The 25,002-nt window shown below is 65.5% G+C and carries 23 protein-coding genes; 11 read left to right on the forward strand and 12 right to left on the reverse strand.

Going from position 1 to position 25,002, the window contains the following annotated elements:
* Window positions 1–6 precede the first annotated feature (6 nt).
* Genes GON01_RS06920 through GON01_RS06935 form a run of 4 tightly spaced genes read right to left on the reverse strand, consistent with a single transcriptional unit; the run spans window position 7 to window position 4,099 of the window.
* Window positions 7–729 carry a CpsD/CapB family tyrosine-protein kinase gene (locus tag GON01_RS06920; RefSeq protein WP_198159798.1) on the reverse strand — a complete coding sequence of 241 codons (723 nt, stop codon included), beginning with the start codon at window positions 727–729 and terminating at the stop codon, window positions 7–9.
* A gap of 5 nt (window positions 730–734) precedes the next feature.
* On the reverse strand, window positions 735–2,063 hold the full coding sequence (locus GON01_RS06925) for a GumC family protein (RefSeq protein WP_157026633.1): 1,329 nt from the start codon (window positions 2,061–2,063) through the stop codon (window positions 735–737).
* Between the two features lie 11 nt (window positions 2,064–2,074).
* Entirely contained in the window at window positions 2,075–2,926 is an 852-nt protein-coding gene (locus tag GON01_RS06930) for a polysaccharide biosynthesis/export family protein (RefSeq protein ID WP_198159799.1), read from the reverse strand.
* Between the two features lie 24 nt (window positions 2,927–2,950).
* Complete coding sequence (locus GON01_RS06935; RefSeq protein WP_157026635.1) at window positions 2,951–4,099, reverse strand: outer membrane beta-barrel protein; 1,149 nt, start codon at window positions 4,097–4,099, stop codon at window positions 2,951–2,953.
* A gap of 416 nt (window positions 4,100–4,515) precedes the next feature.
* On the opposite strand from GON01_RS06935, the gene GON01_RS06940 reads away from it, so the two are divergent.
* Both GON01_RS06940 and GON01_RS06945 read left to right on the forward strand, forming a co-directional pair.
* Complete coding sequence (locus GON01_RS06940) at window positions 4,516–4,782, forward strand: XrtV sorting system accessory protein (RefSeq protein WP_157026636.1); 267 nt, start codon at window positions 4,516–4,518, stop codon at window positions 4,780–4,782.
* Window positions 4,783–4,823: 41 nt separating this feature from the next.
* Complete coding sequence (locus tag GON01_RS06945) at window positions 4,824–6,227, forward strand: ATP-binding protein (RefSeq protein WP_309503814.1); 1,404 nt, start codon at window positions 4,824–4,826, stop codon at window positions 6,225–6,227.
* Here GON01_RS06945 and welK read toward each other — a convergent pair.
* Entirely contained in the window at window positions 6,196–7,209 is a 1,014-nt protein-coding gene (welK, locus tag GON01_RS06950; RefSeq protein ID WP_309503816.1) for a beta-1,4-glucuronosyltransferase WelK, read from the reverse strand. The two genes, GON01_RS06945 and welK, sit on opposite strands and share 32 nt — an antisense overlap.
* A 124-nt stretch (window positions 7,210–7,333) precedes the next feature.
* Between welK and GON01_RS06955 the strand changes: the two genes are divergently transcribed.
* Complete coding sequence (locus tag GON01_RS06955) at window positions 7,334–8,206, forward strand: SurA N-terminal domain-containing protein (RefSeq protein WP_157026637.1); 873 nt, start codon at window positions 7,334–7,336, stop codon at window positions 8,204–8,206.
* Window positions 8,207–8,274: 68 nt separating this feature from the next.
* Here the strand turns inward: GON01_RS06955 and GON01_RS06960 are convergent, their stop codons facing one another.
* Complete coding sequence (locus tag GON01_RS06960; protein ID WP_157026638.1) at window positions 8,275–9,183, reverse strand: glycosyltransferase family 2 protein; 909 nt, start codon at window positions 9,181–9,183, stop codon at window positions 8,275–8,277.
* Complete coding sequence (locus GON01_RS17185) at window positions 9,183–9,788, reverse strand: CatB-related O-acetyltransferase (protein WP_309503819.1); 606 nt, start codon at window positions 9,786–9,788, stop codon at window positions 9,183–9,185. The genes GON01_RS06960 and GON01_RS17185 overlap by 1 nt, the downstream gene beginning before the upstream one ends.
* Before the next feature lie 471 nt (window positions 9,789–10,259).
* Between GON01_RS17185 and GON01_RS17425 the strand changes: the two genes are divergently transcribed.
* From GON01_RS17425 to GON01_RS06980, 3 genes are all read left to right on the forward strand, one after another.
* Window positions 10,260–10,910 carry a sialate O-acetylesterase gene (locus GON01_RS17425; protein WP_408640902.1) on the forward strand — a complete coding sequence of 217 codons (651 nt, stop codon included), beginning with the start codon at window positions 10,260–10,262 and terminating at the stop codon, window positions 10,908–10,910.
* Between the two features lie 125 nt (window positions 10,911–11,035).
* A complete protein-coding gene (locus GON01_RS17430; RefSeq protein WP_157026640.1) occupies window positions 11,036–11,998 on the forward strand; it encodes a right-handed parallel beta-helix repeat-containing protein in 963 nt (320 codons plus the stop codon).
* A gap of 59 nt (window positions 11,999–12,057) precedes the next feature.
* Window positions 12,058–13,686 (forward strand): O-antigen ligase family protein, encoded by a 1,629-nt coding sequence (locus tag GON01_RS06980; protein ID WP_157026641.1) that lies wholly within the window; start codon window positions 12,058–12,060, stop codon window positions 13,684–13,686.
* 3 nt (window positions 13,687–13,689) lie between these two features.
* Here the strand turns inward: GON01_RS06980 and pdeM are convergent, their stop codons facing one another.
* From pdeM to GON01_RS07000, 4 genes are all read right to left on the reverse strand, one after another.
* Window positions 13,690–14,352 (reverse strand): ligase-associated DNA damage response endonuclease PdeM, encoded by a 663-nt coding sequence (gene pdeM / locus GON01_RS06985; protein ID WP_157026642.1) that lies wholly within the window; start codon window positions 14,350–14,352, stop codon window positions 13,690–13,692.
* 50 nt (window positions 14,353–14,402) lie between these two features.
* A complete protein-coding gene (locus GON01_RS06990) occupies window positions 14,403–15,806 on the reverse strand; it encodes a M20/M25/M40 family metallo-hydrolase (protein WP_309503838.1) in 1,404 nt (467 codons plus the stop codon).
* Between the two features lie 110 nt (window positions 15,807–15,916).
* A complete protein-coding gene (locus tag GON01_RS06995; RefSeq protein WP_157026644.1) occupies window positions 15,917–16,831 on the reverse strand; it encodes a retropepsin-like aspartic protease in 915 nt (304 codons plus the stop codon).
* A 99-nt stretch (window positions 16,832–16,930) separates the two neighbouring features.
* Window positions 16,931–19,339: a ligase-associated DNA damage response DEXH box helicase gene (locus tag GON01_RS07000; RefSeq protein ID WP_157026744.1), complete on the reverse strand. Its 2,409-nt coding sequence runs from the start codon at window positions 19,337–19,339 to the stop codon at window positions 16,931–16,933.
* A 278-nt stretch (window positions 19,340–19,617) separates the two neighbouring features.
* On the opposite strand from GON01_RS07000, the gene GON01_RS07005 reads away from it, so the two are divergent.
* From GON01_RS07005 to GON01_RS07020, 4 genes are all read left to right on the forward strand, one after another.
* A complete protein-coding gene (locus tag GON01_RS07005; protein WP_157026645.1) occupies window positions 19,618–20,052 on the forward strand; it encodes a hypothetical protein in 435 nt (144 codons plus the stop codon).
* On the forward strand, window positions 20,049–21,047 hold the full coding sequence (locus tag GON01_RS07010) for a ligase-associated DNA damage response exonuclease (protein WP_157026646.1): 999 nt from the start codon (window positions 20,049–20,051) through the stop codon (window positions 21,045–21,047). Before GON01_RS07005 ends, GON01_RS07010 begins: the two co-directional genes overlap by 4 nt.
* On the forward strand, window positions 21,044–21,898 hold the full coding sequence (gene thiL, locus GON01_RS07015) for a thiamine-phosphate kinase (protein WP_157026647.1): 855 nt from the start codon (window positions 21,044–21,046) through the stop codon (window positions 21,896–21,898). Before GON01_RS07010 ends, thiL begins: the two co-directional genes overlap by 4 nt.
* Window positions 21,899–21,996: 98 nt before the next feature.
* Window positions 21,997–24,165 carry a sodium-translocating pyrophosphatase gene (locus GON01_RS07020; RefSeq protein WP_157026648.1) on the forward strand — a complete coding sequence of 723 codons (2,169 nt, stop codon included), beginning with the start codon at window positions 21,997–21,999 and terminating at the stop codon, window positions 24,163–24,165.
* Between the two features lie 60 nt (window positions 24,166–24,225).
* Here the strand turns inward: GON01_RS07020 and GON01_RS07025 are convergent, their stop codons facing one another.
* Complete coding sequence (locus GON01_RS07025; protein ID WP_157026649.1) at window positions 24,226–24,612, reverse strand: PilZ domain-containing protein; 387 nt, start codon at window positions 24,610–24,612, stop codon at window positions 24,226–24,228.
* Between the two features lie 138 nt (window positions 24,613–24,750).
* Here GON01_RS07025 and infA point away from each other — a divergent pair, with 138 nt between their 5' ends.
* A complete protein-coding gene (gene infA / locus GON01_RS07030; RefSeq protein WP_022685627.1) occupies window positions 24,751–24,996 on the forward strand; it encodes a translation initiation factor IF-1 in 246 nt (81 codons plus the stop codon).
* Window positions 24,997–25,002 lie beyond the last annotated feature (6 nt).

The following is a 25,002-nucleotide window of genomic DNA, read 5'->3' on the forward strand; positions in this document are numbered from 1 at the left end:
TTCATCCTAGAAGCTGTTCAAGATCGAGCCGACGACCACGGAGCGGTCGGCGCGCAGTTGCTTGGCAAGCGTCTTCATGTCCTCGAAATAGGTCTGGTGCTTGCGCGACACGATCAGGCTGAAGCCGGCCATCGTCGCGACGCGCAGGCCGTCGGAACAGATCTTGGCCGGCGCCGTATCGAAGATCGTCAGGTCATATTCGCGCAGCAACTGGTCGACCAGGCCGCGGAACCGCGCGCCCGAGAGGAGCTCCTGAGGATTGGGCGGCGCCTCTCCGCCGCCGATCACGGCCAGGTTCGGCATCAGCTCGGTATCGACGACGTCCGCCATCGCGATCGAATCGCCGGCCAGATATTCCGACAGGCCCGGCATCGACAGCGGCAGCCCGCATAGATCGGCGATCATCGGGTCGCGCAGATTGGCGTCCACCAGCGCGGTCCTGACTCCCGCCTGGGCCATCGCGACCGCCAGGTTAAGGGCGATATAGGTGCAACCCGATTCCGCGGCGGCCGCGCAGACCGCAATCGAGCGGCGGCCTTCGCGCAGATGCTGCGCCGCCAGTCGGGTCCTGAGCGCGCGGATCGCCTCCGCCTCGATCGAATGGGGATCGTTGACCATCACCGATTCGATCGGCGTCGGCTCGATCGTGCTCAGTTCGTGGCGGTTGCGCGCCAGGGCTGGCCCGGCATCCTGCTGCTCCATTTCCTGGAGCGCCGACTTCATGCTCATTGCTCTCAGGCCTCCGCCAAAGAACCGTCGGGGCGCGCGCCCCTGCGGTCGATCAGTCGCAAAATGCGCGACGTCAGGCCGGTTTCGGGTCGCGGCTGGCCGACAACGGCCAGCACCGGCGCGCCGGTCGCGAACTCGAGATCGTCCTCGCTCCTGACCCGCCGTGCGAACAGCTCGACCAGCAGCGCCAGCAGCACGCCGAGCACGAGCCCGAGCGCGATCGAGGCGGCGATGATCATCGGCTTGTTCGGCCAGACCGGCTCGTCCGGCAGGTTGGTGTTGCCCAGCGGCTCCATGTTGGTGTCGCTCGCCTGCGCGATCGATTTCATCTCTGCCGCCTTGGCCGCCAGCTTCTGATACTGGTCGCGCTTGACGGCGATGTCTGCCTCCATCTGGTTCAGCCGGTCCATCTTGTCGGCCTGCGCCATGACGCGCGCCTTCTGCGCCTGGTACGCGCTTTCGATCTCGGCGCGGGACGTGCCGCCGATCACGGTGCTGCCGCGGCTGCCGCCCTGGGCCTCCATCGCCGCGAGCTGCCGCTTGAGCGCCTGCATCGTCGGGTGATTGGGGCCAAGCGTCTCCTGGGCCTGCGCGATCTGCTGCTTCAGCATCGCCACCGGCGAGTTGCCCTGCGCCCCGACCACTTGCCCCGGGGTCGGAACGGTGGAGGCGCTCGACAATGCGCTCAGCTTTGCGCTTTCCAGGTCGACCGCGCCCGGCTGATAGACGATGCCGTTTTCCTTCGCGAACTGGGTGCGCTGCTCCTCGGCGGTCGAAAGCGTCGCCTGCGCGCGCTGCGCCTGCTCCTGAAACATCGCGAAGCTGCGCTGCGCCGTGGTGATGCGCTGTTCACGATTGAGCTTCAGGAATGCTTCGCGGATCGCCTGGGCAAGGCCCTGCGCCTGCGCCGGATCGGTGCCGCGATAGCTGATCTCCATGATGTTCGGCGAATCGGCGAACCGCGCCTTTGTATTGTCGACGATGCGCTGGGCCAGCCAGTCGCGGATATCGCCGCCGGGCCGGCCCGCCGCCTCGAAGGCGGCCTGGTTGGCCGGATCGACCGCCCAGCCCAGATCGTCGACGACCAGACCGGCGGTCTGGACGTCGGTGATCAGATTCATCTGAGTGCCCAGATAGGCATTCATCATCTGCTGCGACATCTGGCCGGTCAGGGGATCGGGCTTGGTGATGTCCACCCGAACGCGGTTGTGAGCTTCATAGCGCGGCGGCAGCAGGAAAACCGTGACCGTCGCCGCGAAGAAGCAGGCAAGCAGGGTGACGAGGATGATCGCCTTGCGCGCCGCGAGAATGCGAAGAAACTGAACGAGACTCATGTCGCGCCTTCCTAGAAGAACCGCTCGCCGACCGTGAACACGTCGCCGGCCTGCACCTTCATGTCGAGATCGACCTTCTGTTCCTGCCCGTTGCGATACAGCTTGATGCGCTTGATCGAACCCGATGGCGACACGCCGCCGCTGCGGGCGATCACGTTGCGCACGGTCATCTCGCCCTTGATCGGGAACTGGCCCGGCTGGTTGATCGCGCCGTAGATATAATAAAGGTCGGCCTCCGGCACGTAGATCTTGTCGCCCGGGTGGACGAGCGGATCGTCCTCGGGGCCGCCCGCGGCGAGCTTTTCGAAATCATAGTCGTGCTGCTCGCCATTGGCACGGGTCAGCGTCACATAGTCGGCGCCATCGGCGCGGATGCCGCCGGCGCGGGCGATCACTTCCGAAAGGTGATAGTCGCGATCGACCGGCTGAAGGCCGGTCTGGCCAACCGCGCCGAGCAGGGTCACGTAGCGGCTGGCGAAGCTCGATATCTCGACGTTGACGACCGGCTTCGCGTAATAGCCGCCGGCGCGCAGCAACTCGGACAGCTTGGCGGCGAGGGTGAGGGCGGTCTCGCCCTCGACCTTCTGCTCGCCGATGAACGGCAACTGGATCGTTCCGTTCGCCTTGATCCGGGCGCGGGTCGCGAACTCGGGCTGGCCGAGCACGGTGACTTCGACGACGTCGTCGGGGCCCAGGACATAGCCCGCGGCCAGATCCTTTTCAGCCTGGGTCTGGCCGGCCGCCGGACGGGTCGGCTGCGCCTGCGTCTGCGCCGCTGTTGCAGCGGGCGGAGCGCCGGCCGGCGGCTGCGCACCCGCCGCGGCAGCGGCAAGGACAAGAATCGAGCCAAGCAAAGTCTTCACGAACTTCATATCACCTCATCCCGCTCAGCGGCCCAGCGACAGGCTCACGCCCAGCGTCGCCGTGGTATTGTTATAGCGGAACAGCGGGTTGTCCGCCTGCCGCCTTTGCTGACTGACTAACCCGTTCAGCCTTATCCGTCGATTAAGATTATAGGCGAAGCCGCCATAGGCGCGGGTAAACTTGTCTTCGGTCAGGAATGCAGCCTGGTCCACGGTGGAGGCGCTTTGGCGATAATTGCGCTTCTGCTGCGACACGCCGAAATTCGCGCTCAGCCGGTCGTTGACTTTGTAGGTGCCGTTCAGCGCGTAAAGATTCGTCACTGAATAGGATGCGAAGACGGTATTCGAAAGCTGAGCGGAACGCGAAGCGACCAGGTCGAGGCTCATCCGATTTGTCGGGATGATATTGACCTGGAGAGAATAGGTCGTGCCGCGGAATTTCTGCGAGAAGATGTTCTTGGGATCGACCCAGCTGAAACCGAACGAGGCCGAGCCTGAGAGCCGCGTACCGATGCTGCGCTCGAACCGAGCCCCTGCCGAATAGCTGGTCACGCCATCGGCAGGGATGCCCGGGATCGTCGCAGGCAGGCCCAGCACATTGCGGTTCGGATATTCGCCCTTGCTGTAATTGCCGTAGATGGACACCCGGCCGAGCGACGGGCGCTGGTAGCCGATGCTGGCGTCGACCGTGTCCTGGTTGGAATCGTTGAACGCGTAGAAGGCAGAGCTGTTGCGGGTTTCGGAATGGGTGTAGCCAATGCTTGGCGAGATGCCGATCGCACCGGCGCATTGCCCCCGCACGCCAACCGACCTGAATTCCACGGTGTTGCCAAGACGGACAAGCGCGCCGTCCAAGACCGCGAAAACGTCCCCGGCATTGGATCGCGACCGCGTGTAGTTGAGGTCCGTTCCGGCCGTGCAGCTGTTCGTCACCTGGACATTGCCACCCATGCCGAGGCTGATATTGAGGCGGTTCAGCCGGCTGTTGCTGGCGTAGAGGTCGTACGCGACCGTTCCGCGCGCATAGACGGATTGGCGCCCGAACGGCAGGAACAGGTCCGTGCTGAGCGACGGCGAGAGCGAGAAATCGTCCTTTGACCGGTTGCCCAAGGCGCCGCGCTCGATCAGCGGATCGCTGAGGCCGAACACGTTGCTGTCATAGCTTGCGTCCATGGCAGCGCGGATGGTGATGTGCCGCGTCGGGGTCGCAGGTCGCCCCGCGGAGCCCACGACCGGCGGCCTGGGAGCCGTGGTTTGCGCGATTGCTGCTTCTGCGCACCCGATCAGGAGCAGCGTCGCCCAGCCGTTCTTGTTCAAACCCTTTTCCCTCTCGTTCTGCGCTTCGAGACTCGGTTTGGAGCTCTCGGCTATCCCCCGGCTGGCGCAGCCGCAATGTTTCCCCCTGAACGCACGAGCGGATTATCGGTGCCTGTGGCGATTCAGCGACACTGTTCTGCTAAGTACGAAGCCGTTTATATCATCTAAACCTTGTCGGGCGCAGGTGTCTGCGCCGAAAAGACGGACAGCGGACGCTTTGTCATCGGCGCCGTTCGATGTTAGCGGAGCGGCTTGTTCGCACGGGTGGTGGCATGCAGACGATTTATGATTGGGTGACGGTCGCGATTTTTGCCGGGCTGATCGTCGTTTTCCTGCAACGCTCGGTCGGAGAAGGCGAGCCGCAGGATTCGATCCTGAGCTATCTGCCGCCGGCGATCGGGTGCGCGGTCTCGAACTGGTTCGGCAACAAGGGGGTCGAAGAAGGCGACATGGTCTATCAGGCCATTGCGGCGTTGGGCATCCTGGCCGTGCTGGCCTACACCTACTACGTCATCAAGCCGTTCCAGAAGCACGGGTGAGGGCGGCGCGGCGCCGTTCGGAAAAGTTGTGAGGTTGGACAGTGGCGTTTTGGAACAGGATTTTCGGCTGGTTCCGCGGCAGGCCATCCGCGGCGGAGCAGAGCCGTCCGAGCCGGGCAGACCTGCTTGAGCGGCGGCGCGCGCGCCAGGCGGCGCTCGACGCCACGCGCGAGGCTGAGGAAGCACCGGCCGCGCGTTCTGACTTTCCCGCGTTCCGCTCCTCCGCGATCGACCGTACCGCCGCCAGAGGCGAAGCATCGCGCCTGACCAAGGCGCGCATGACGCTGCGCGACGTCTTCACGCCGGCGCAGCCGGTGACGGAGCGCAGCAAATTCGCCGGCCGCCTGGGCGTGCTCGCGCGCCTGATCGAAATCCTCGAGGAACAGCGCAGCCATGTCGTCATCTATGGCGAACGCGGCATCGGCAAGACCTCGCTGGTCCACATCCTCGCCGACATCGCCCGCGAGTCACGCTACAATGTCGTCTATGCCTCCTGCGGCGCCTTCTCCAATTTCGAGGACATCTTCCGAGCGGTGCTTCGCGACATCCCGCAGCTCTACCTGCGCGACATCGATCCGACCGCGGTCGGCGAGCACCAGGGCACGCTCGCCGACCGGCTGCCCGACAGCTTCGACGCGCGCCAGCTGGGCGAGCTGCTGGCGCAGGTGACGGGCACCCGCGTCATCATCGTGCTCGACGAATATGACCGCGCCGAAAGCGACCAGTTCCGGCAGAGCGTGGCCGAGCTGATCAAGAACCTGTCGGACCGCGCCGCGCGTGTGCAGTTGGTGCTGGCCGGCGTCGCGTCCAACCTGCAGCAGCTGATCGGCTATATTCCCTCGATCCGGCGCAACATCATCGGCTTGCCGATGCCGCGCCTGTCGAGCGACGAAGTGCGTGCGCTGATCCGCATCGGCGAGAAGACAGCCGGCGTCGAGTTCGACGAAGATGCGGCAAAGGCGATCGAGCAGCTCTCCAACGGCTCGCCCTATCTGGTGCGGCTGGTCAGCCATCACAGCTCGATGATCGCGCTCGACGCGGAGCGGCTGCGCATCGAGTTGGGCGACGTCTGGGGCGCGCTCGACAAGGTCGTCGAGGAAGCGGCGGGCCGGATCGATCCGCGCCTGATCGCGGCCGTCGAGCCCTATCTGGATCTCCAGCACGGGCCGATGGTCTATGCGGCGGCACGCGCGGCGAGCACGCCGGACGGCTGGTTCACGCCCGAGGATGCGATCTCGCTGTGCGAGAATTGCCCGCCTGACCGCATGATCAAGGACCTGAACGAGCTGACCCTGGCCGGCGTGCTGGAGCGTGCCGCCGACGGCGAAGCCGCACGCTACCGGTTTCGCGAGGAACCGCTGCCGACCTATCTGTGGATGCGGGTGGCACGCGACCGGCTCGACGCCAGCCCGATCAGCGCGACCAGTCGCTCAGTCGCGTCCTGAGATAGTCGATCAGCGCCTGCGGGTCGGTGGTCGCCATCACCGGAGCGCGCGCGCGGGCGCGCTCGATGCAGGCGCCCAGGTCGTCGGTCTCCAGCGCAACCTCGACCAGTCCGCGCGCGGCGAATGCGGCGGTGATCTCCTCCTGATGGTCGTCATAATGCTCGCCGAGCGAGAACCGTCGCGGCATCGCCACCGTGCGGCAGCCGGCGCGGAGCGCGGTGATCAGCGATCCGGTGCCGCCGTGGCAGACGACGAAGGCGGCATCGCGCAGGATTGCCTGCACCTCGTCGAACGGAATCGCCTGTCGCACCTCGACGCCTTCGGGCACGTCGCGCGGCGGACCGACATCGCCGATCTGCAGGATCACGCGCTCGGGAAGCCGGCCGCTTGCCTTCAGCTCGAGGACGGTGTCGACGAGCCGCGGAAAACCCAGCGTGGCGCCGACCGTCGCGAAGAACAACGGCTTCTTGGGCGGCGGCGTGCCGTCAATGATTTTGAGCGGATCGAACAGCTTCGCTTCCGGCCAATGCTGCTTCAGCGCGGCCGACTGCACGATCGTTTCGGTCGCGAACGGCTTCAGGCCGCGCGCGAATTTGGACGGCGCATCGAAGCGGGCGAAGGAATCGATCAGCACCACCTTGGCGCCCAGCGCCCGCGCGCTCATCGCGGTCCAATAGACCGCGCCCGCCCCGGTGGTGATCACGACGTCCGGCCGCTCCTGCCGCACGATCCGCAACGACTGGACGAGATTGGCGGCCGCGCCCTTCAGCATCGCGGCCGTGCGTCCCAGCCGCGCCTGCCCCAGCGCATAATGGGAAACAAACCGGACGGGATGGTCCCTGGCCAGGCTGCGGCCGAGCGCGGTGTCTTCGGTAACGAAGAAATAGTCCTCGGATTCCCAGAGCGGCTGCAAGTCCAACAACTGACGGATATGACCGCCCCCCGATGCCGCCAGGCACAATTTCAGTCGTTTCCGCGTCACGCCGCCTCCGAAAACTAGTTACCGGCCCCGTCCTAGCGACATTTTCGGTTCCGCGCGCCCAATTGCCTGCTAAGAACGCACCGCAACGGAACGACCGCCCGGGGGCGGCGCGTGGGAGTGAATTATGACGAGGAAAGTTTCGGCGGCGTTGCTGCTGGGGACCGCGCTGCTGCTTGCCGGATGCGGCAAAAAGGGCGAGGGGGAGCTGGAGAAGGGCCAGGTCGTCGCGACCGTCGACGGCAAGGACATCACCATCCACGAGCTGAACGCGGAGCTTCAGGGCGCGCAGATTCCGCCGAACATTTCGCCCGAGCAGAAGAAGCAGCTCGAGCAGGCGGCGCTGCAGCAGGTCGTCAACCGCCGCATCCTCTCCGACATCGCGCGCGAGCGCGGTCTCGACAAGACCCCGATGTTCCTGCTCCAGGAGCGCCGCGCGGAAGAGAATATCCTCGTCCAGATGCTGCAGCGCCAGATGAGCGGCGCGATCAAGCAGCCGACCCAGACCGAGATCGACACCTTCATCGCGCAGAATCCGGACCTGTTCGCCGAGCGGAAGATCTTCACGATCGACCAGATCCAGTTCCAGGCGCCGCGCGACCCGGCCGTGCTGCGCAAATACCAGCCGCTGACCACGATGGACCAGGTCGAGGCCATGCTGAAGCAGGACGGGCTGGAATATAAGCGCGCGCCCAGCAAGCTCGACGTTGCGACCGCCAACCCGCAGCTGGTCGAGCAGGTGCTGAAGATGCCGAAGGACGACATCTTCCTGATCCCGGCCGGCCGCGTGATGGTCGCCAACAAGATCACCGGCACCGAGGTCCAGCCGCTGACCGGCGACCAGGCCAATCAGCTGGCGACGGCGATGCTTCAGCAGCGCAAGTTCCAGGACCTGCTGAAGCGGGATCTCGAGCCCAAGGTGAAGAAGGCCGAGAGCGAAGTGAAATATCAGGCCGGCTTCGGGCCGGCCAAGAAGCCCGCGGCCCCGGTCGAGAAGTAGGGGCACCGTTTCTTTCGGGCGAAGCCGGACCGAGCTTCCGGCTTCGCCCGAAATCTATCCGGCCCGCCTCATCCGCCGTACGGCCGGTGCTGCCAGAGCCTCCACCAGAGCAATTTGCCCAAGCCGCCGCTCGCGCGCACAGCAGCACCGCGCCAGCCCGGCTTGCCGATCGCCCTCAGCGCCAGCGCCTTGCCGCCATGCAGCGCCACCTGCGCGGCGCCGACGCCCATCCAGAGCCCCGCCTTGGCCCAGCCCCTGGCGCCGCCGGCGCCGCGCATCATCACGATCCGCTGCTGGCCATGGCGGAATTTGCGCTCGCGGACATAGTCGAGCGTCGAACGGTCGGGCGGGATCTGCTCCTCGACCACGGCCGCCGGGTTCCAGTGAATGGGGATGCCGCGCTCGACCAGCGAGCGGACCAGCCACACATCCTCGCCGCCGGTGCCGTTCAGATGCGCCGAGAAGGGGTCCGGACCGGTGAAGCAGGCCTGCTTGTCGAACAGCGAATTGCCGGTGCCGACATGAATCCACTTGTCCGAAACGTCGGCGTCCGCGGGCCGCGCCAGGTCCCGCGTGTAGAGGTCGTCGAGCAGCGCGCGCAGCCCCGGCGCCACCGGCCCCAGATAGCGCGGCACGACCATGCCGAAGCTCGCCGGCAGCCCCAGTCCGGCATGGCGCACCAGCGCCGCGATCCAGCCCGGCCGCGCGACTTCGTCGTCGTCGATGAAGCCCAGATAGCGTCCGGCCGAATCCGCCACCGCGCGGTTGCGCGCCTGAACGACGCCCGGCCGTGATTCGTGGGCATAACGCAGGCGCGGGTCGGCGTAGCCCTCGACCAACGCCCGCGCGCTCGCTGCCGGATCGTTGTCGATCACCAGCAGCTCGACGCTGTCCTCCAGCTGCGGCAGCAGCGAATCGAGGCATTCGGCCAGCATCTCCGGCCGCCGGAAGGTCGGGATCGCAACCGTCAGCAGCATCAGATCTCGCCGGCTTCGACCGCCGCGATGAAGCGCTCGATGTCGGGGCTCTGCATCAGGCCCGCGGCGCGCCGGATGCGCTCGTCCGGCCAGTCCCACCAGCGGATCGCAAGCAGCTTGCCGACGATTTCCGGCGCGAAGCGCTGGCGGACGTTGCGTGCCGGATTGCCGACCGCGATCGTATAGGCGGGCACGTCGCGCGCGATCACGGAGCCGGCGCCGATCACGGCGCCGTCTCCGATCGTCACGCCCGACATGATCATCGCGCCGCGGCCGATCCATACGTCGTTGCCGATCACCACGTCGCCGCGGCTGGCCGGCTGCTCGGGATGGTCGTGCTCGCGCCACATCGCGCCGAACGGATAGGTCGACACCCATTCCGGGTGATGGTTGCCGCCCAGGAAGATGCCGACGTCGGACGCGATCGAGGTGAACGCGCCGATCTTCAGCCGCGCATCGTGCGGATAGCGGAAGATGCGGGGCACGCCGTAGGTGCCGCGGCCGATCTCATAGTCCGGATAGGCCTCGGCGGTGTAGTTGAGCGGCGGCTCGGTGCCGCGCAGCCGGGACAGGCGCAGCCGGATCGCCCGTTCGAGCCGGTTCACCGGGCCCGCCCTTCCGCGCCATTGCCATGGCCGGCCTTCACCACAGCCACCGCGCACGCGGCGTCGCGTTCCCGGACGATAAAGACAACACGATCGATCACCCGCACCCCCTAGAGTTCCCTTCTTATGCAGAGCCTGCGCCAAATGTCAGCGGGGTTCGTAAAATCTAAACGCAGATTGCAATTTTGAATTAACACAAGCTAAGGAGTCCCCGTAACGGGGGGACAGATGAGATTCAAAGTTGGGGGCGGCGCGGGCTGGCGCGCAACCCTTTCGAAATCATTGACGTTCATACTTGCCACTACGGCGGCGGCCTTCGCGGGAGATCGGTACCATATCGCGCAGAAGGCGATGGCCCGCCTTCCTATTGGCGAGTTCGCAGAAATCGCGAAGGACGAGCGAGCCGCGGCTCGCGATGATTTTCAAGATTCCGCTCGCGTTGTCCCGTGCCCGAATCAGACGTCCCGGACGATGGTCGTGGCCCTCCTCGGTCAATCGAACGCAGCGAACTATGCCGAACACAGGTCCGCTGCGGTTGATCCGCGAATCTCGGTCTTCTACCATGGCAAGTGCTACGAGGCTCGCGACCCGCTGCTAGGAGCTACCGGCTTTCGAGGATCCGTTTGGCCTACGTTCGCCAAAACAATAGTGAAATCCGGAAAATTTGACCAAGTCGTGTTAGTCCCGGCAGCTATAGGCGGCACTCCGTTGGTCAGTTGGGCTCCGGGGGGCATATATTGGGACCGAGTCGTAAGCCGGATATCAGGTTTGCGGCGAGCTGGCCTAAAGGTAACCCACTTCCTTATAGGACAGGGCGAACGAGAGGCTAATAGCGGCGAGGATGGCGTCGTGTACAAGCAGCATGCGGTCAGGCTCTTGCTCGCGCTCAGAGCGACGGGGGCGGAAGTCTATTTTGCCACCACCGGACAGTGCAGCGGAGCTCAGAACAATCGGATCAGATTCGCGCAAGAAAGCGCTCGCTTGGAGACGGGCACATTTGCAGGCCCAGACATGGACTTGGTTGGTCCTGAACACCGGGTTCGAGGGTGCCACCTCGATGATTTCGGCACACGGATGGTCGCGTTAGGCTGGGCCAACGCGGTTATCAATCCGTCGGGCTAGAAGCTCAAGCCGTGTCCATATCAACCAGATTGTCTGCAGCCCTATGCTTATTGGGTCTGGTCCTTTCTAGCTCGTCTGTCGCTGCCACCAAACCACTGCCTGTTTCGCAATCGGAATGGCTCTCAATGCTCGCCGCCGCAAATGCGGGTGGAGTAATCGAGCTTGATAAGAGGCCGGTCGCTTTCGTGAGGCACAAGTTTCGGCCGGCGGGTCACGTTGTCATTCGAGGCGGGGTGTTTGGTCCGATCATCTTGGACCAATGGTCGAATGTCACATTTGAGGGGTCTAGGTTCAAAGCGCCTGTTGGCGCCCCCGCTCATCAGGCTCTTGTCGACGCGTTCCAACCCCAAAATCTGGAACTTAGTAACTGCTATTTTGTCGGGTACGAGGGGGAGGGGGGAGAGCTTCGAACGAGAGGGCTTCTGATACGAGGTGGGCTGAACATATCGGTTCGCCATTCTACGTTTGAAATCATGGCAGGCTCAAACAGCTTCATTCTCTCTAATGGCGTACAATTTATTGCAAACAGAATGACGAGGGTTCGGGAGGGCGTTCAATTTAAGGGCGGAGGCAATATTCTAATTGAGAGCAACCGATTCGATAATTTTCAGCCATTTTTAGGCGACCACCCGGACGCGATCCAATTTTTCACAGCAGGCTTAACGAATCCAACCGACTTGGCCTCCCATGATGTTCTCATTTCCGGCAATCTGATTATTGCTGCCGACCAATCTCAAGGAATCTTCCTGGCTGACCAAAATAGTCTCCAATCCTCGGGACGTGGATACAAAAGGATAGCAATTCGCAGAAATATAATTGTCGGAGCCGTATGGCATGGCATTACGGCTGCGCCCGTCGACAGCTTAACTATAGTCGGAAATCGAGCGATCAGACAATCCGGCCGGGATGTGCGTGGGAATCGTATCACTGCGGCTGGTCGCGAAGTCATTCTTGAGGACAATGAAGCGAGCGAGTTCAAGATTGCGCAATCGGTTCGCAACCACGGCAACCGCACGCTCGGCCCCCTATCAGCACAGCGCATCAACGCGGTCATCGCTGAGTGGACACAGGCGAACCACGTGCAATAAATACGGCATGAGCGCGGCGAGTTGCACACTCGGCCCCTTTGGATCGGGAGTGTGAGTTAATGGATTTGGCTACCTGGGCCACGAGGATCGCTACGCCTGCGGCCGCGCTGCCAAGCTATCGCCAGGACCCGTCGCCGCTGAGGCGGTTCGTTACCAAGGCGATGTTCTACGTCTTTGTCGTTGCCGTCGGGCTGTTCTACGGCCTCAGCGTGGTTGTGCTCCCTCCGATCCTGCTGCTCTACATCAGCTTTCCGGTCCTGCTGCTGATCGCCCTGATCCTGTGGGCGATGCCGGACAGCGGCGAGGGCCCGTTGGCGCTGGTGACGTTGGGCTTTTTCGGCTTCAGCCTCACGGTTCTGCTGTGGCCGGACTATGTGGCGATGCAGGTGCCGGACTTCGCTCGAATTTCGTTCCGGCGGCTCTGGTCCTGGGAGCTGGCGGCATGCCTGCTCCTGTGCCTTTCCATGTCGAGCGCGGTGCGCAACCGGCTGCGCGACCGGATGGCGGTGACCCGGCCGTTCTGGATCATGGCAGGGCTGTATTTCGCCGGGCAGTGGCTCACGGTGCCGTTCAGCACCGCGCCGTTCGCGTCGATCAATATCTCGCTGAACCTGTTTTTCGTGTGCGGCATTCCGCTGCTGGCGGCGACCTATCTGTGCGATAGTGCCAAATCCCTGCGGCGATGGGAGATTCTGATCCTGCTCGCCGCGCTCGGCAATTGCCTCATCGCAGCGATCGAGGTCCGCAACGGAGAGGTGCCCTGGGCCAATCACATCCCGAGCTTCCTGTCCGTGGACGCGGAGACGCTTCAGGGGATTTTGGCAGGCAATGTGCGCGACGGCAAATACCGGGCCGCCTCGGTCTTCACCGTCTCGTTGTGCCTGGCCGAGTTCCTGTCCGTCGCCGCGCCCTTCGCGCTCGGGCGCGCGCTTGCGACGAACCGCCTCGCCTCGATCGCGCTCTGGATCGCCGTCGACCTGATCCTGCTGGGGGCGATCGCGCTGACCCGGTCCCGGCTCGGCATCATCGGCTGGCTGGTCAGCCACGCCGTGTTCGTCCTGCTGTGGGGCTGGAAGCGGTGGTCGGGCAAGGCGCGCGACCTGGTCGGACCCGCGGTCAGCCTCGCTTTCCCGCTTGGGGCAAGCGCCTTGCTGGTGGCGATGTTCACCGTGCCGGCCGTCCGCAACCGCACGATCGCCGGCGGCTCGACCGGACTAAGCGACATGGCCCGACGGGACCAATTCGAGCTGTTCTGGCCTAAATTCATAAGTAACCCGATCGGCCATGGCAGCGGCCAGAGCGGCGTCATCCTCGACTATCACCAGCCGGGCGGAAAGCTGTCGGTCGACAGCTATTTCATCACCACCGGCATCGATTACGGCGTGATCGGCCTGATCTGCTTCTTCGGCATGTTCCTGTACACCTTCTACCTGATGGGAACGGCCTATCTGTCGTCGGACAGCGAGGAGACCGACATCGCGCTGCCGATCGCGTGCGCGATCGCGGTGCTGTTCATCGTCCGCATGGTGCTGAGCCAGGGAGACAATCTCCCGCTGATCTTCATGGTCTGGGGAACCGCCATCGCCGTTTACGCGCGGCTGGTCGGCCTGCCCAGGCGCGCCGCGGTCCAGGCTCGGCCGGAACCGGCGGACGCGTCCGACACGCCACGGCTCGCGCCCGCCGAATAGGCCTCAGGCGACCAGCGGAAAGCGCAACAGCCGGTCCGCCAGCGGCACCAGCGCCTCGGCGCGCGGGCCAACGGCGCGGGCGATCTCCGGATGACGGGCGTCGAGCCCGCCGGTCAGTGCGCCGAAGGCGGGCAGGATCAGCTTGCTCCCCGTCACCACGAAACAGCGCCGCGCGACATTGCGCCCGCGCTGCGTGATCCGCAGCTTGGGATGAAAATGGCCGGAGAGTTCGGGCCGCGTCTCGCCCGCTTCGGCTTCGTGGCGCAGCACCAGCCCGTCCACCTCTGCCTCGAGCATGATCGTGCCGCCGCAGTGATCGATCAGCGCGGAATCGTGATTGCCGGTGATCCAGACCCAGCGCAGCGACCCCGTTAGCGCCATCAGCAGTCGCCGCGCTTCGTCAGGCAATCGTTCGCAGCCCGCGCTGTCATGGAAGCTGTCGCCCAGGCACCAGAGCTCGCCGGCGCCGGTGCTGCGGACGAGCGCCGCCAGATCGGCCAGCGTCGCCTGAGAATCATAAGGCGGCAGCATCTGGCCGCCCTTCGCGAACCAGCTCGCCTTTTCCAGATGCAGGTCGGCGACGATCAGCGCCCGGCGCGCCGGCCAGTACAGCGCACCCTGCGGCAGCGCGGCCAGCTCATGCCCGGCGAACGAAAAGGGAACCATGCGGGCCGCTTAGGCGGCCGGCAGCCGAGTCGCAATGCCGACGAGCCGCCTCAGCCCTGGTTCGCGTAAACCTTGACCAGGTCGTACAGATAGTCGCGCCCCTCATAGAGCGACCGCACCCGCATCCGCTCGTTCAAGCCATGCGCGCCGTTCAGGTCGGATTCGAAGAAGATGCCGGGCACGCCATAGACCGGGATGCCGATCGCCTCCAGGAAGATGCCGTCGGTCGCGCCAGTGGACATGATCGGCAGCAACGGCACGCCCGGGAAGTGCTTTGCCGCGACCGTCTTGATCGGGCCCAGGATTTTCGGGTCGAGCGCCGGCGAGATGGCGGTCGGCCGGATCGGCGCGTTGGCGCTGACCTTCACTTTCGGGCCGGCAAGCGTCCTTAGCTGCGCCAGCGTTCCTTGCACGGTCTCGCCGGGGAAGATGCGGCAATTGACGTTCGCGGTTGCCCGCTGCGGCAACGCGTTCTCCGCATGGCCGGCCTTGAGCAGCGTCGCCACGCAGGTGGTACGAAGCGTCGAATGGAAGGTCTTGTCCCTCGACACGATCGCGTCGGCAGCTTTATCCCCCGGATCGGCGAGCAGGGCTTTGATCGCCGCGCCCATTTCGCCGCCGACCGCAGCCGAGGTTCCGGTGAAGAAAGCGCGCGTCGTCTCGTTGAACCGGACCGGGAATTCGTAGCCGCGGATCGCCTCGATCGCGTCCGCAAGCTCGTAGATCGCATTGTCGGGAACCGGCTGCGAGCTGTGGCCGCCGGGGTTGGTCGTCTCCAGCGTGTAATTCTGCGCGGCCTTTTCGCCGACCTGGATCGCAAGCACCTGGCGATTGCCCTGCGCATCAAGCCGGCCTCCGCCGCCTTCATTCAGCGCGAACTCGGCTGCCACCAGCTCCGGCCTGTTCTTCGCCAGCCAGTCGGCGCCGTTGAACGCGTAGGTGGTCTCCTCGCCGCAGGTCAGCGCCATCTTGATCGTGCGCTTCGGCCGGAAGCCTTCCTGGTTGTAGCGGATCAGCGAATCGGTCCAGATCGCCGCCATCGACTTGTCGTCGGCCGAGCCGCGCGCGTAGAAAAAGCCGTTCTCCTCGACCAGCTTGAATGGATCGCGGCTCCAATCCTCGGGCTTCGCCTCGACCACATCGAGATGGGCGAGCAGCAGCATCGGCTTCGCCTTCGCGTCGCTGCCTTTCAGCACCGCGACGAGCCCGCCTTCCTTCGGATGCTCCGGCACCGAGAACAGGGTCAGTTCCTGGTCGGAATAGCCGGCCGCCTTCAGCCGCGCCGCCATCTTCTCCGCGGCCGCGGTGCAGCTGCCGGCGGACAGGGTGGTGTTGGTCTCGACCAGCTCCTGATAGAGTTCCCGGAACTTGGCCTGGTCCGGCCTCAGGGTCTGCGCGGCCAAGGGCTGGGCGAGCAAGACCGCAGCGCTTGCGGCGCTCAGGAATGATTTGATCAAGTCTCGCTCTCCCCTCACCCCGGCAAAGGCCGGGGCCCACATTCTTCTTTAACTTGGTTCAAAATGGAAGGTGGGTCCCGGGTCAAGCCCGGGATGACGAAATCAGCTCAGCGAAGCGCCACCAGCATCCGCCGTTCGACGGCGGACTGGTCGGGCAGGATGAAGCGGACCTGCTTGTTGGCGAAGTCCACCGACACGCGGTCGAACAGCCTGAGCGCATCCATGCCCAGCAGCAGCGCGGGCTTGTTGGCGAGGCCGAACCGCTTGAACGGCTCGGCATCGGCGAACGCGACCGGGATGTTGTTCATGTCGACGCCGCCGATCTGCATCCGGTCGATCTGCGCGAATTGGGCCGGCATCTGCCCGCCGGTCACGCTGGTGATCATGACCGGGACGAGCGACGGCAGCTTCTTGTGCCGCTCAAGCTTCCTGAGCAGCGCGAGATTGCCGATGCTGGTTTCCGCGCCGGTATCGACGATCACCTGCACGCGTTCGCCGAGCAGCCGCGAGTTGACGAGGATCAACTGGCCGTAGCGATTGCGCGCGGTGACGACGATCGTGTCGGGATCGGTGTCCTCGACGTGGCGCGCGGCCGTGACCTTCATCTCGTTCTTCTTGAAATCGAGCGTGACCCGCCGGCTTTGCAGGCTGTCGAGGCCCAGCATGCCCTGCGCGCCGATATGTGCCTGATCGAGGGCGGGCGCCTCGATGTCCTTGACTCTGGTGCCCGACAGCTCGAGCGACGGGACCAGGACCGTCTTGACCAGGCCGGAACCGGTCACGGTGATCAGGTTCAGCGTTGGGCCGGCCTCGAGATTCAGCCGCGTCGCAAGCTGCCGCGAAATCACCGTGCGCTCGGCGCCGGTGTCGATCACGAACGGCATTGCTTCCGATTCGCCGATCCGGACCGGCACGGTCATCCGATCCGAGCGATCCGCCCCCAGCGCGACAGAGGCGATTTCGGGCGGCGCCGGCGCGTCGGTTGCCGGAACCGTGGCGAGGACGAGCAGCATCGCAACCATGTCATTCTCCCAACCACCGAAGCGAGCCTACACCCTGAACGCACGTTCGGGAACGCTCGCGCGGGCGAACGTCGCTTTCAGGCCTGTGGACGTAATCGGTCAGTCGGTCGCCATCGCTTCGGCGACGAGCGCTTCCGCTTCGATCAACAGCAAGTCATCCACCGTGCCCTGCGCCACCCGCTCGCGGCCGATCAGCACCAGCACCGGGACCGCGAGCGGGCTGACGCGCGGCAGGTCGACGTGCAGCATCGTGTCGTTCGCGCGGTCGAGCAGATGCGCGAGTCGCCCGACATCGGTCATCTTCGCCCGCGCATCGTCCCAGGCGGCGCGGAGCAGCAGATGATCGGGCTCGTAGCGGCGCAGCACGTCGTAGATCAGGTCGGTCGAAAAGCTGACCTGCTTGCCGGTCTTGCGCTTGCCGGGATGCTGGCGCTCGACCAGACCGCCGATCACGGCGACTTCACGAAAGGCGCGCTTCAGCAGGCTGGATTGCTGCACCCAGTCGACGAACTCGTGCTCCAGTATGTCCGGCGAAAACAGCGGCCGCGGGTCCGCGACCGGCTCCAGGCTGTAGGTCGCGATCGCATAGTCGCTAGCGACGAACCCCAGGGGTTTCAGCCCCAGCGTCTCCATCCGCCGGGTGACCAGCATCCCCAGAGACTGGTGCGCGTTCCAGCCTTCGAAGCTGTACACGACCATATAGTGCCGGCCTTCGCGCGGGAACGTCTCGACCAGTAATTGCTCGGGGCCGGGCAAGGCCGATCGCCGCGCCTGCATGGCCAGCCAGTCGCGCACGTCATCGGGAAAGCGCGGCCATTCCCCGGGCGAGGCGAGGAACGCGCGCACCCGGTCGGCCAGATGGGTCGAGATCGGCATCCGCGCACCGCCATAGGTCGGGATGCGCGCCGGTTTCGACGTCGCGCGAACGATCACGTCCTCGATGTCGATCCGCTCCACTTCCAGCACCAAGCCGGCAAAGAAGAAAGTGTCACGGGGGCTGAGGGTGGCGGCGAAGCTTTCTTCGATCCGGCCGATCGAGCGGCCGTTCCTGAACCTGACGTTGAGCATCGTCGCCTCGACGATGATGCCGGCGTTGAGGCGGTGCTGGGTGACGAAATTCGGATGGCTGACGCGCCAGCGGCCATCGGGATCGCGCGTCAGCCGCTTGAACCGGTCATAGGCCTTCAAGGCATAGCCGCCCGATTCGATGTAGCTCAGCACCTGCGCGAACAGCGCGTCGGCCAGCGCCGAATAAGGGAGCGCGCCGCGCACCTCGTCGAGCATGTCCGCTTCGTCGAACGGTGCCGCGCAGGCGCAGGCCATGATGTGCTGCGCGAGCACGTCGAGCCCGCCCCGCCGGAACATGTCGGCGTCCAACTCGCCGTCGGTCACTGCGTCGAGGGCGGCCCGGGCCTCCAGATATTCGAAACGGTTGCCGGGGACGAGGATCGCCTCGGATGGTTCGTCGAGCCGGTGATTGGCGCGACCGACCCGTTGCAGCAGCCGCGACGCGCCCTTCGGCGCGCCCATCTGGATCACGCAATCGACATCGCCCCAGTCGACGCCCAGATCGAGCGATGCGGTCGCGACCAGCGCGCGCAGCCGTCCCTCCGCCATGGCCAGCTCCACCTTGCGCCGCGCTTCCCGGCTGAGGCTGCCGTGATGGATGCCGATCGGTAGCTTCAGCTCATTGACCGCCCACAGATCCTGGAAGATCAGTTCGGCCAGGCTGCGCGTGTTGCAGAAGACAATCGTCGTGCGGTGCGTCTCGATCTCCGCCATCACCTGCGGCGCCGCATAGCGCCCCGAATGGCCCGCCCAGGGGATGACGCCCTCCGGGATCAGGATCGAGATTTGGGGCTCCGCGCCCGGATCGCCGCGCACCAGCGTGACCGTATCGATGTCGCCATCGGGCGCTAGCCAGGCGCGATAGCCGTCGGGATCGGCGATGGTCGCCGAAAGAGAGACGCGGCGGAGCTGCGGCGCGATCCGTTGCAGCCGCGCCATCGACAGCGCGAGCAGGTCGCCGCGCTTGCCTGTGGCGAAGGCGTGCACCTCATCGACGACGATCGTCTTCAGCTCCGCGAACAGCGTGAAACTCTCAGGGTATGACAAAAGCAGGCTGAGCGACTCAGGCGTGGTCAGCAGCATCTGCGGCGGGCGCATCCGCTGCCGCGCCTTGCGGTCCGAGGGCGTGTCGCCGCTGCGCGTCTCGACCCGGATATCGAGGCCCATTTCCGCGATCGGCCCGAGCAGGTTGCGCTGCACGTCGACCGCGAGCGCCTTCAGCGGCGAGACGTACAGCGTGTGGAGCGTGCCGGTCGGCTTCTCGATCAGTTCGACAAGGCTGGGGAGGAAGCCGGCCAGTGTCTTTCCCGACCCGGTCGGTGCGACCAGCAGCGCATGCTCCCCGCGCCGGGCGGCGCCCAGCATCTCCAGCTGGTGCCGGCGGGGCTGCCAGCCTTTCGCGGCGAACCAGTCGGCAAGTTGGGCGGGAATGGGATTCAACAGCACCTCGTCACCCCGGACTTGATCCGGGGCCCACCTTCTTCTTGCGTCGGGCACTGAAAAGGCAAGATCGGTCCCGGCTCACGGCCGCGATGACGAGGATTTACCGCTGCACCCGGTTCTCCGGCGGGTTGTCGAGCAGGACAGCCACGAACGCGATGATGCCGAGCAGCAGAAGGATCATCGAAGCGATGTTCATATGTCACTCCTCCGACCGTGCCGTTGGCCAACGAAGCGGAACGGTTTGCGATCCGGAGCAGTTGCGCTAGCCACGCACCATGACCCAGCTTCTTCCACGCGCCCTCGTCGCCATTCTGCTGGCCCTGTTGGGCGTCTCGATCATGAGCCTTGTCGTCATCGTCGCGCTCGTCGGCTTTCCGAGCGATCCCGCGAAGCTTGCCACGTTCCAGATGCGCGCGGCGCCGTTTACGCCGCAAGTCGATCTGATCATCGGCGGGCTCGTCCTGCTTGCGTGCGGGTGGTGGGCCGGGCGGCCCTTCGCCCGCCCGCTGGCCCTCCGTGCCGGCCTGGCCGTCGGCCTCGGCTATATCGCCGTCGAAGTGGCGATCGCCGTGCTTCGCTCAGGCCTGGTCGCGATCGACTGGCAGCCGACGCTGATCTCCTTTACCGTGAAGATCGTGGCCGCGCTGGCCGGCGGGTGGCTGGCGGGCGGGCCGGCGGCGCCCGATCCGGTTCCGCTCGACCCGGAATGACGCCGCTCGGCGCCTGGATCGAGCCGTACCCCGAAGGCATCTATGTGCCCGCCGCCGATGCCTGGATCGACCCATCGCAGCCAAAGCCGCGCGCGCTCGTCACCCACGGCCATAGCGACCATGCGCGGGGCGGACACGGCGCCGTCTGGGCGACGCCGGAGACGCTGGCGATCATGGACGCGCGCTACGGCGCGCAGGCGGCGCATCCCGTCGCCTATGGCGAGACGTTGCGGATGGGCGAGGTGCAGGTGACGTTCGTGCCCGCCGGCCATGTGCTCGGCTCCGCGCAGATCGTGCTGGAGCATGCGGGCGAGCGGGGCGTCGTCTCCGGCGACTATAAGCGCCGGCCGGACCCGACCTGCCCGCCGTTCGAGCCGCAGGCGTGCGACATCTTCATCACCGAGGCGACGTTCGGCCTGCCGGTGTTCCGCCATCCGAAGACGGGGGACGAGATCGACAAATTGCTGGCGGCGCTGCACGCCAATCCCGATCGCTGCGTGCTTGTCGGCGCCTATCCGCTGGGCAAGGCGCAGCGGGTGATCGCCGAGCTCAGGCAGCGCGGCCATGACGACCCGATCTATCTCCACGGCGCGATGCAGCGCCTCTGCGACCTCTATGTCGAGCATGGCGTGACGCTTGGCGAGCTCCGCCTCGCGACCGGCGTGCCCAAGGCCGAGATCGCCGGCCGCATCGTCCTTGCCCCGCCCGGCGCGCTCAACGACCGCTGGAGCCGGCGCCTGCCCGACCCGATCACCGCGATGGCCTCCGGCTGGATGCGCATCCGCCAGCGCGCGGTGCAGCGCAACGTCGAGCTGCCGCTGATCCTCTCCGACCATGCCGACTGGGACGAGCTGACCGAGACGATCCTGGAGATCGCGCCGAAGGAAGTGTGGGTGACGCACGGCCGCGAGGACGCGCTGGTGCATTGGTGCATGACCCGCCAGATCAAGGCCCGCGCGCTCGACCTCACCGGCTATGAGGACGAGGACGATTGAACGAGACCGAGTTCCTCGCCGCGATCCGGTGCCTCGCGACCGACCCGGCGGCGCGCGGGTTCGCAGACGATGCGGCGGTGCTGGGCGATCTCGTGCTCACTCACGACATGATTGTCGAGGGCGTGCATTTCCTGCCGGACGATCCGCCCGAGGACGTGGCCTGGAAGCTGGCCGCCGTGAACCTGTCGGACCTTGCCGCGAAGGGCGCGGAACCGGTCGGCTGCCTGCTCGGCTACACGCTGGGCGCGGCGGCGTGGAATGCGCGCTTCGTCGCCGGCCTGAGGGAGGTGCTGGCGCGCCATGCGATGCCGCTGCTCGGCGGCGACACGGTGCGAGCGAACGGCCCGCGCAGCTTTGGCCTGACCGCGATCGGCCGCGCCGCCCGCGCGCCATCGCGTGACGGCGCGCGCGCCGGCGATGCGCTCTACGTCACCGGCACCATCGGTCGTGCCGGCATCGGCCTGCAGCTTTTGAAGGACGGGAACGCCGGGCCCGAGATCGACGCCTATCGCCGCCCGCAGCCGCGGCTGGCCGAGGGCCGTGCGCTGGCGCCGCTCGTCCACGCGATGATGGACGTCTCCGACGGGTTGCTGATCGATGCGAAGCGCATGGCCGATGCGAGCGGGCTCGCGGTCAGCATCGACCTTGCCGCGGTTCCGGTTTCCGGCGATCCGCTCGATGCCGTCGTCGCGGGCGACGACTATGAGCTGCTTTTCGCGGTACCCACGGATGCGACGCTGCCGGTGCCCTCCACCCGGATCGGTCATTTCGAGGAGGGGCTGGGACTGAGCCTCACAAAGGCGGGGATTGCCGTCCCGCTGCCCCCCTCGCTGGGCTGGCTGCACGGCTAGCTGTTTCGCTTGCTCTCCCCCCAATCCCGCTTCATACCTCCGCCGCGAACGAGCGGCCGGGGTGACAAGAGCCGCAAACAGATGGGGAAAGGGTTTCGATGAACGTTGTTCTGATCGCCATCGCCTGCGGCCTTCTGGCCGTGGTCTATGGCTTTTTCACGAGCGCGCAGGTGCTGAAGCAATCGGCCGGCAACGCGCGCATGCAGGAAATCGCCGGCGCGATCCAGGAAGGGGCGCAAGCCTATCTCGGCCGCCAATACACGACGATCGCGATCGTCGGCGTCGTGGTCGCCGTGCTGGTCGCGGTATTCCTGGGGCTGATCCCCGCGGTCTCCTTCGTTATCGGCGCAGTGCTGTCGGGCGTTGCCGGCTATATCGGCATGAACATCTCGGTACGGGCGAATGTGCGCACTGCGGAGGCGGCACGCCACAGTCTGCAGGGTGGCTTGACGACCGCTTTCCGCTCCGGCGCGATCACGGGCATGCTCGTGGCCGGCCTGGGGCTGCTCTCGTTGGCGGTGCTGTTCTGGTACCTGACGGGACCCGGCGACTATACCCCCAAGGGTGAAGACCGTACCATCATCACGGCCTTGACCGCGCTTGCGTTCGGCGCGTCGCTGATCTCGATCTTTGCGCGCTTGGGCGGCGGCATCTTCACCAAGGCTGCCGACGTCGGCGCCGACCTGGTCGGCAAGGTCGAGGCGGGAATCCCGGAAGACGATCCCCGCAACCCGGCCGTGATCGCCGACAATGTGGGCGACAATGTCGGCGACTGCGCGGGCATGGCCGCCGACCTGTTCGAAACCTATGTCGTGACCTTGGGCGTGACGATGGTGTCGGTCGCGCTGCTCATCCAGGCGTCGACCGAAGAACTGGTCAAATTGATGTCGTTGCCGCTGATCGTCGGCGGCGTTTGCATCATCACCTCCATCATCGGCACCTATTTCGTTCGGCTCGGGGCGAAACAGTCGATCATGGGCGCGCTCTACAAGGGCTTCTGGGCCACGGTCATACTGTCGATACCGGCGATCTACGGCGTGACCGCGTGGACGCTCGGCGACATGCACGCGACGATCGGCGCCGCGGGCATGTTCGATGCTTCTACCGACCCGATGGGCGCCTTGCCGGTCGATTCTGCGATGGGCCAAAGCTTTACCGGCATGGACTTGTTCTGGTGCATGATGATCGGCCTCGCCGTCACCGGGCTGCTGGTCTGGATCACCGAATATTATACGGGCACCAACTACCGTCCGGTGAAGTCAATCGCGCGCGCATCGGAGACAGGGCACGGCACCAACGTGATCCAGGGCCTCGCGATCAGTCTTGAATCGACGGCGCTCCCCACTCTTGTGATCGTCATCGCCGTCATCCTTGCCTACCAGCTGGCGGGCGTGATCGGGATCGCGTTCGGGGCGACCTCGATGCTGGCGCTGGCTGGCATGGTCGTCGCGCTCGACGCCTATGGCCCGGTCACCGACAATGCCGGCGGCATCGCCGAGATGGCCGGCCTTGAGGGCGAAGTCCGCAACCGCACCGATGCGCTCGATGCGGTCGGCAACACCACCAAGGCTGTCACCAAAGGCTATGCGATCGGATCGGCGGGGCTTGCGGCGCTGGTGCTGTTCGGCGCCTATACGACCGACCTGAAGGAGTTCTTCGGCGGCCTGACCGTCGATTTCTCGCTGTCCAACCCGTATGTGATCGTCGGCCTGCTGCTGGGGGCGCTGCTTCCCTATCTGTTCGGCGCGATGGGCATGACCGCGGTCGGCAGGGCTGCCGGATCGGTGGTCGAGGAAGTGCGCAGCCAGTTCCGCGACAACAAGGGCATCATGGAAGGCACCAGCCGGCCGAATTACGCCCGCACCGTCGACCTAGTCACCAAGGCGGCGATCAAGGAGATGATCGTCCCCAGCCTGTTGCCGGTGCTGGCGCCGATCGTCGTCTATTTCGTGATCAGCTGGGTGGCCGGCCGCGAGAACGGCTTTGCCGCGCTCGGTGCCCTGCTGCTCGGCGTGATCGTGTCGGGCCTGTTCGTCGCCATCTCGATGACCTCGGGCGGCGGCGCCTGGGACAATGCGAAAAAATATATCGAGGACGGCAATTACGGCGGCAAGGGTTCCGAAGCCCACAAGGCCGCGGTGACCGGCGACACGGTCGGCGATCCCTACAAGGACACCGCCGGCCCGGCCGTGAACCCGATGATCAAGATCACAAACATCGTCGCGTTGCTGCTGCTCGCGGCGCTAGCCGGACACATGGCCGGCTGATCTTCGGCCATCTTGAATGCAAATGGCCCGCCCGGAGCTGATCCGGGCGGGCCTTTTTCGTCAGAGACCTTCGACGTATTTGAGCGACCGGCCGGGGACCAGCACCGGCTTCACATAGTCGGGCGTCGTCTCGCCCGTTCCGACCGGCTTGATCGCCTGTTCCGGCCTGATCGGCCGCGCGAAGTGGATGCCGTACCAATGGGTTCGGCGCCAGACGACCTCACCCTTCACCCGCCCGACGCCACGCAGCTCCGCATAGACGATATCGCCGCGCCGCATCGGCGGCTGCGGCACCGCATCCAGCTCGATCTTCATGCCTTCGGCCGAAAGGTCACGCAGCCGGCCCGCATGGCTTGCGCCGGACTCCGGACCGATGGTGGCGCGGATCATGAAATTCTGGCGCTTGAACGCGCGCCTGCTGTCCTGCACGGGTATGGCCTTGATCATCGATGGGCTCCCTTGAGCGCGCCAGGCTAGCCGCCAATGGTTGCCAGCCCGTTAGCCGCTTCCAACCGGTCGCTTCCCTTTTTGCCCGCCGTTCGTTATGGCGGCGCGATTTTTTCACCCCGAACCGAAGGCAGCTGCTTGGCCAAGGAAGAACTTCTCGAAATGCGGGGGCAGGTCGTCGAACTGCTCCCCAACGCAATGTTCCGCGTGCGCCTGGAGAATGACCACGAGATTCTCGGCCACACCGCCGGCAAGATGCGCAAGAACCGCATCCGCGTGCTGGTCGGCGACGAAGTGCTCGTCGAACTGACGCCCTACGACCTGACCAAGGGCCGCATCACCTATCGCTTCATGCCCGGCCGCGGCGGCCCCGGGCCGTCCTGACCGCAG

Origin of the sequence: Sphingomonas horti (genome assembly GCF_009753715.1) — a bacterium.
Classification (GTDB): Bacteria; Pseudomonadota; Alphaproteobacteria; order Sphingomonadales; family Sphingomonadaceae; genus Sphingomonas_B; species Sphingomonas_B horti.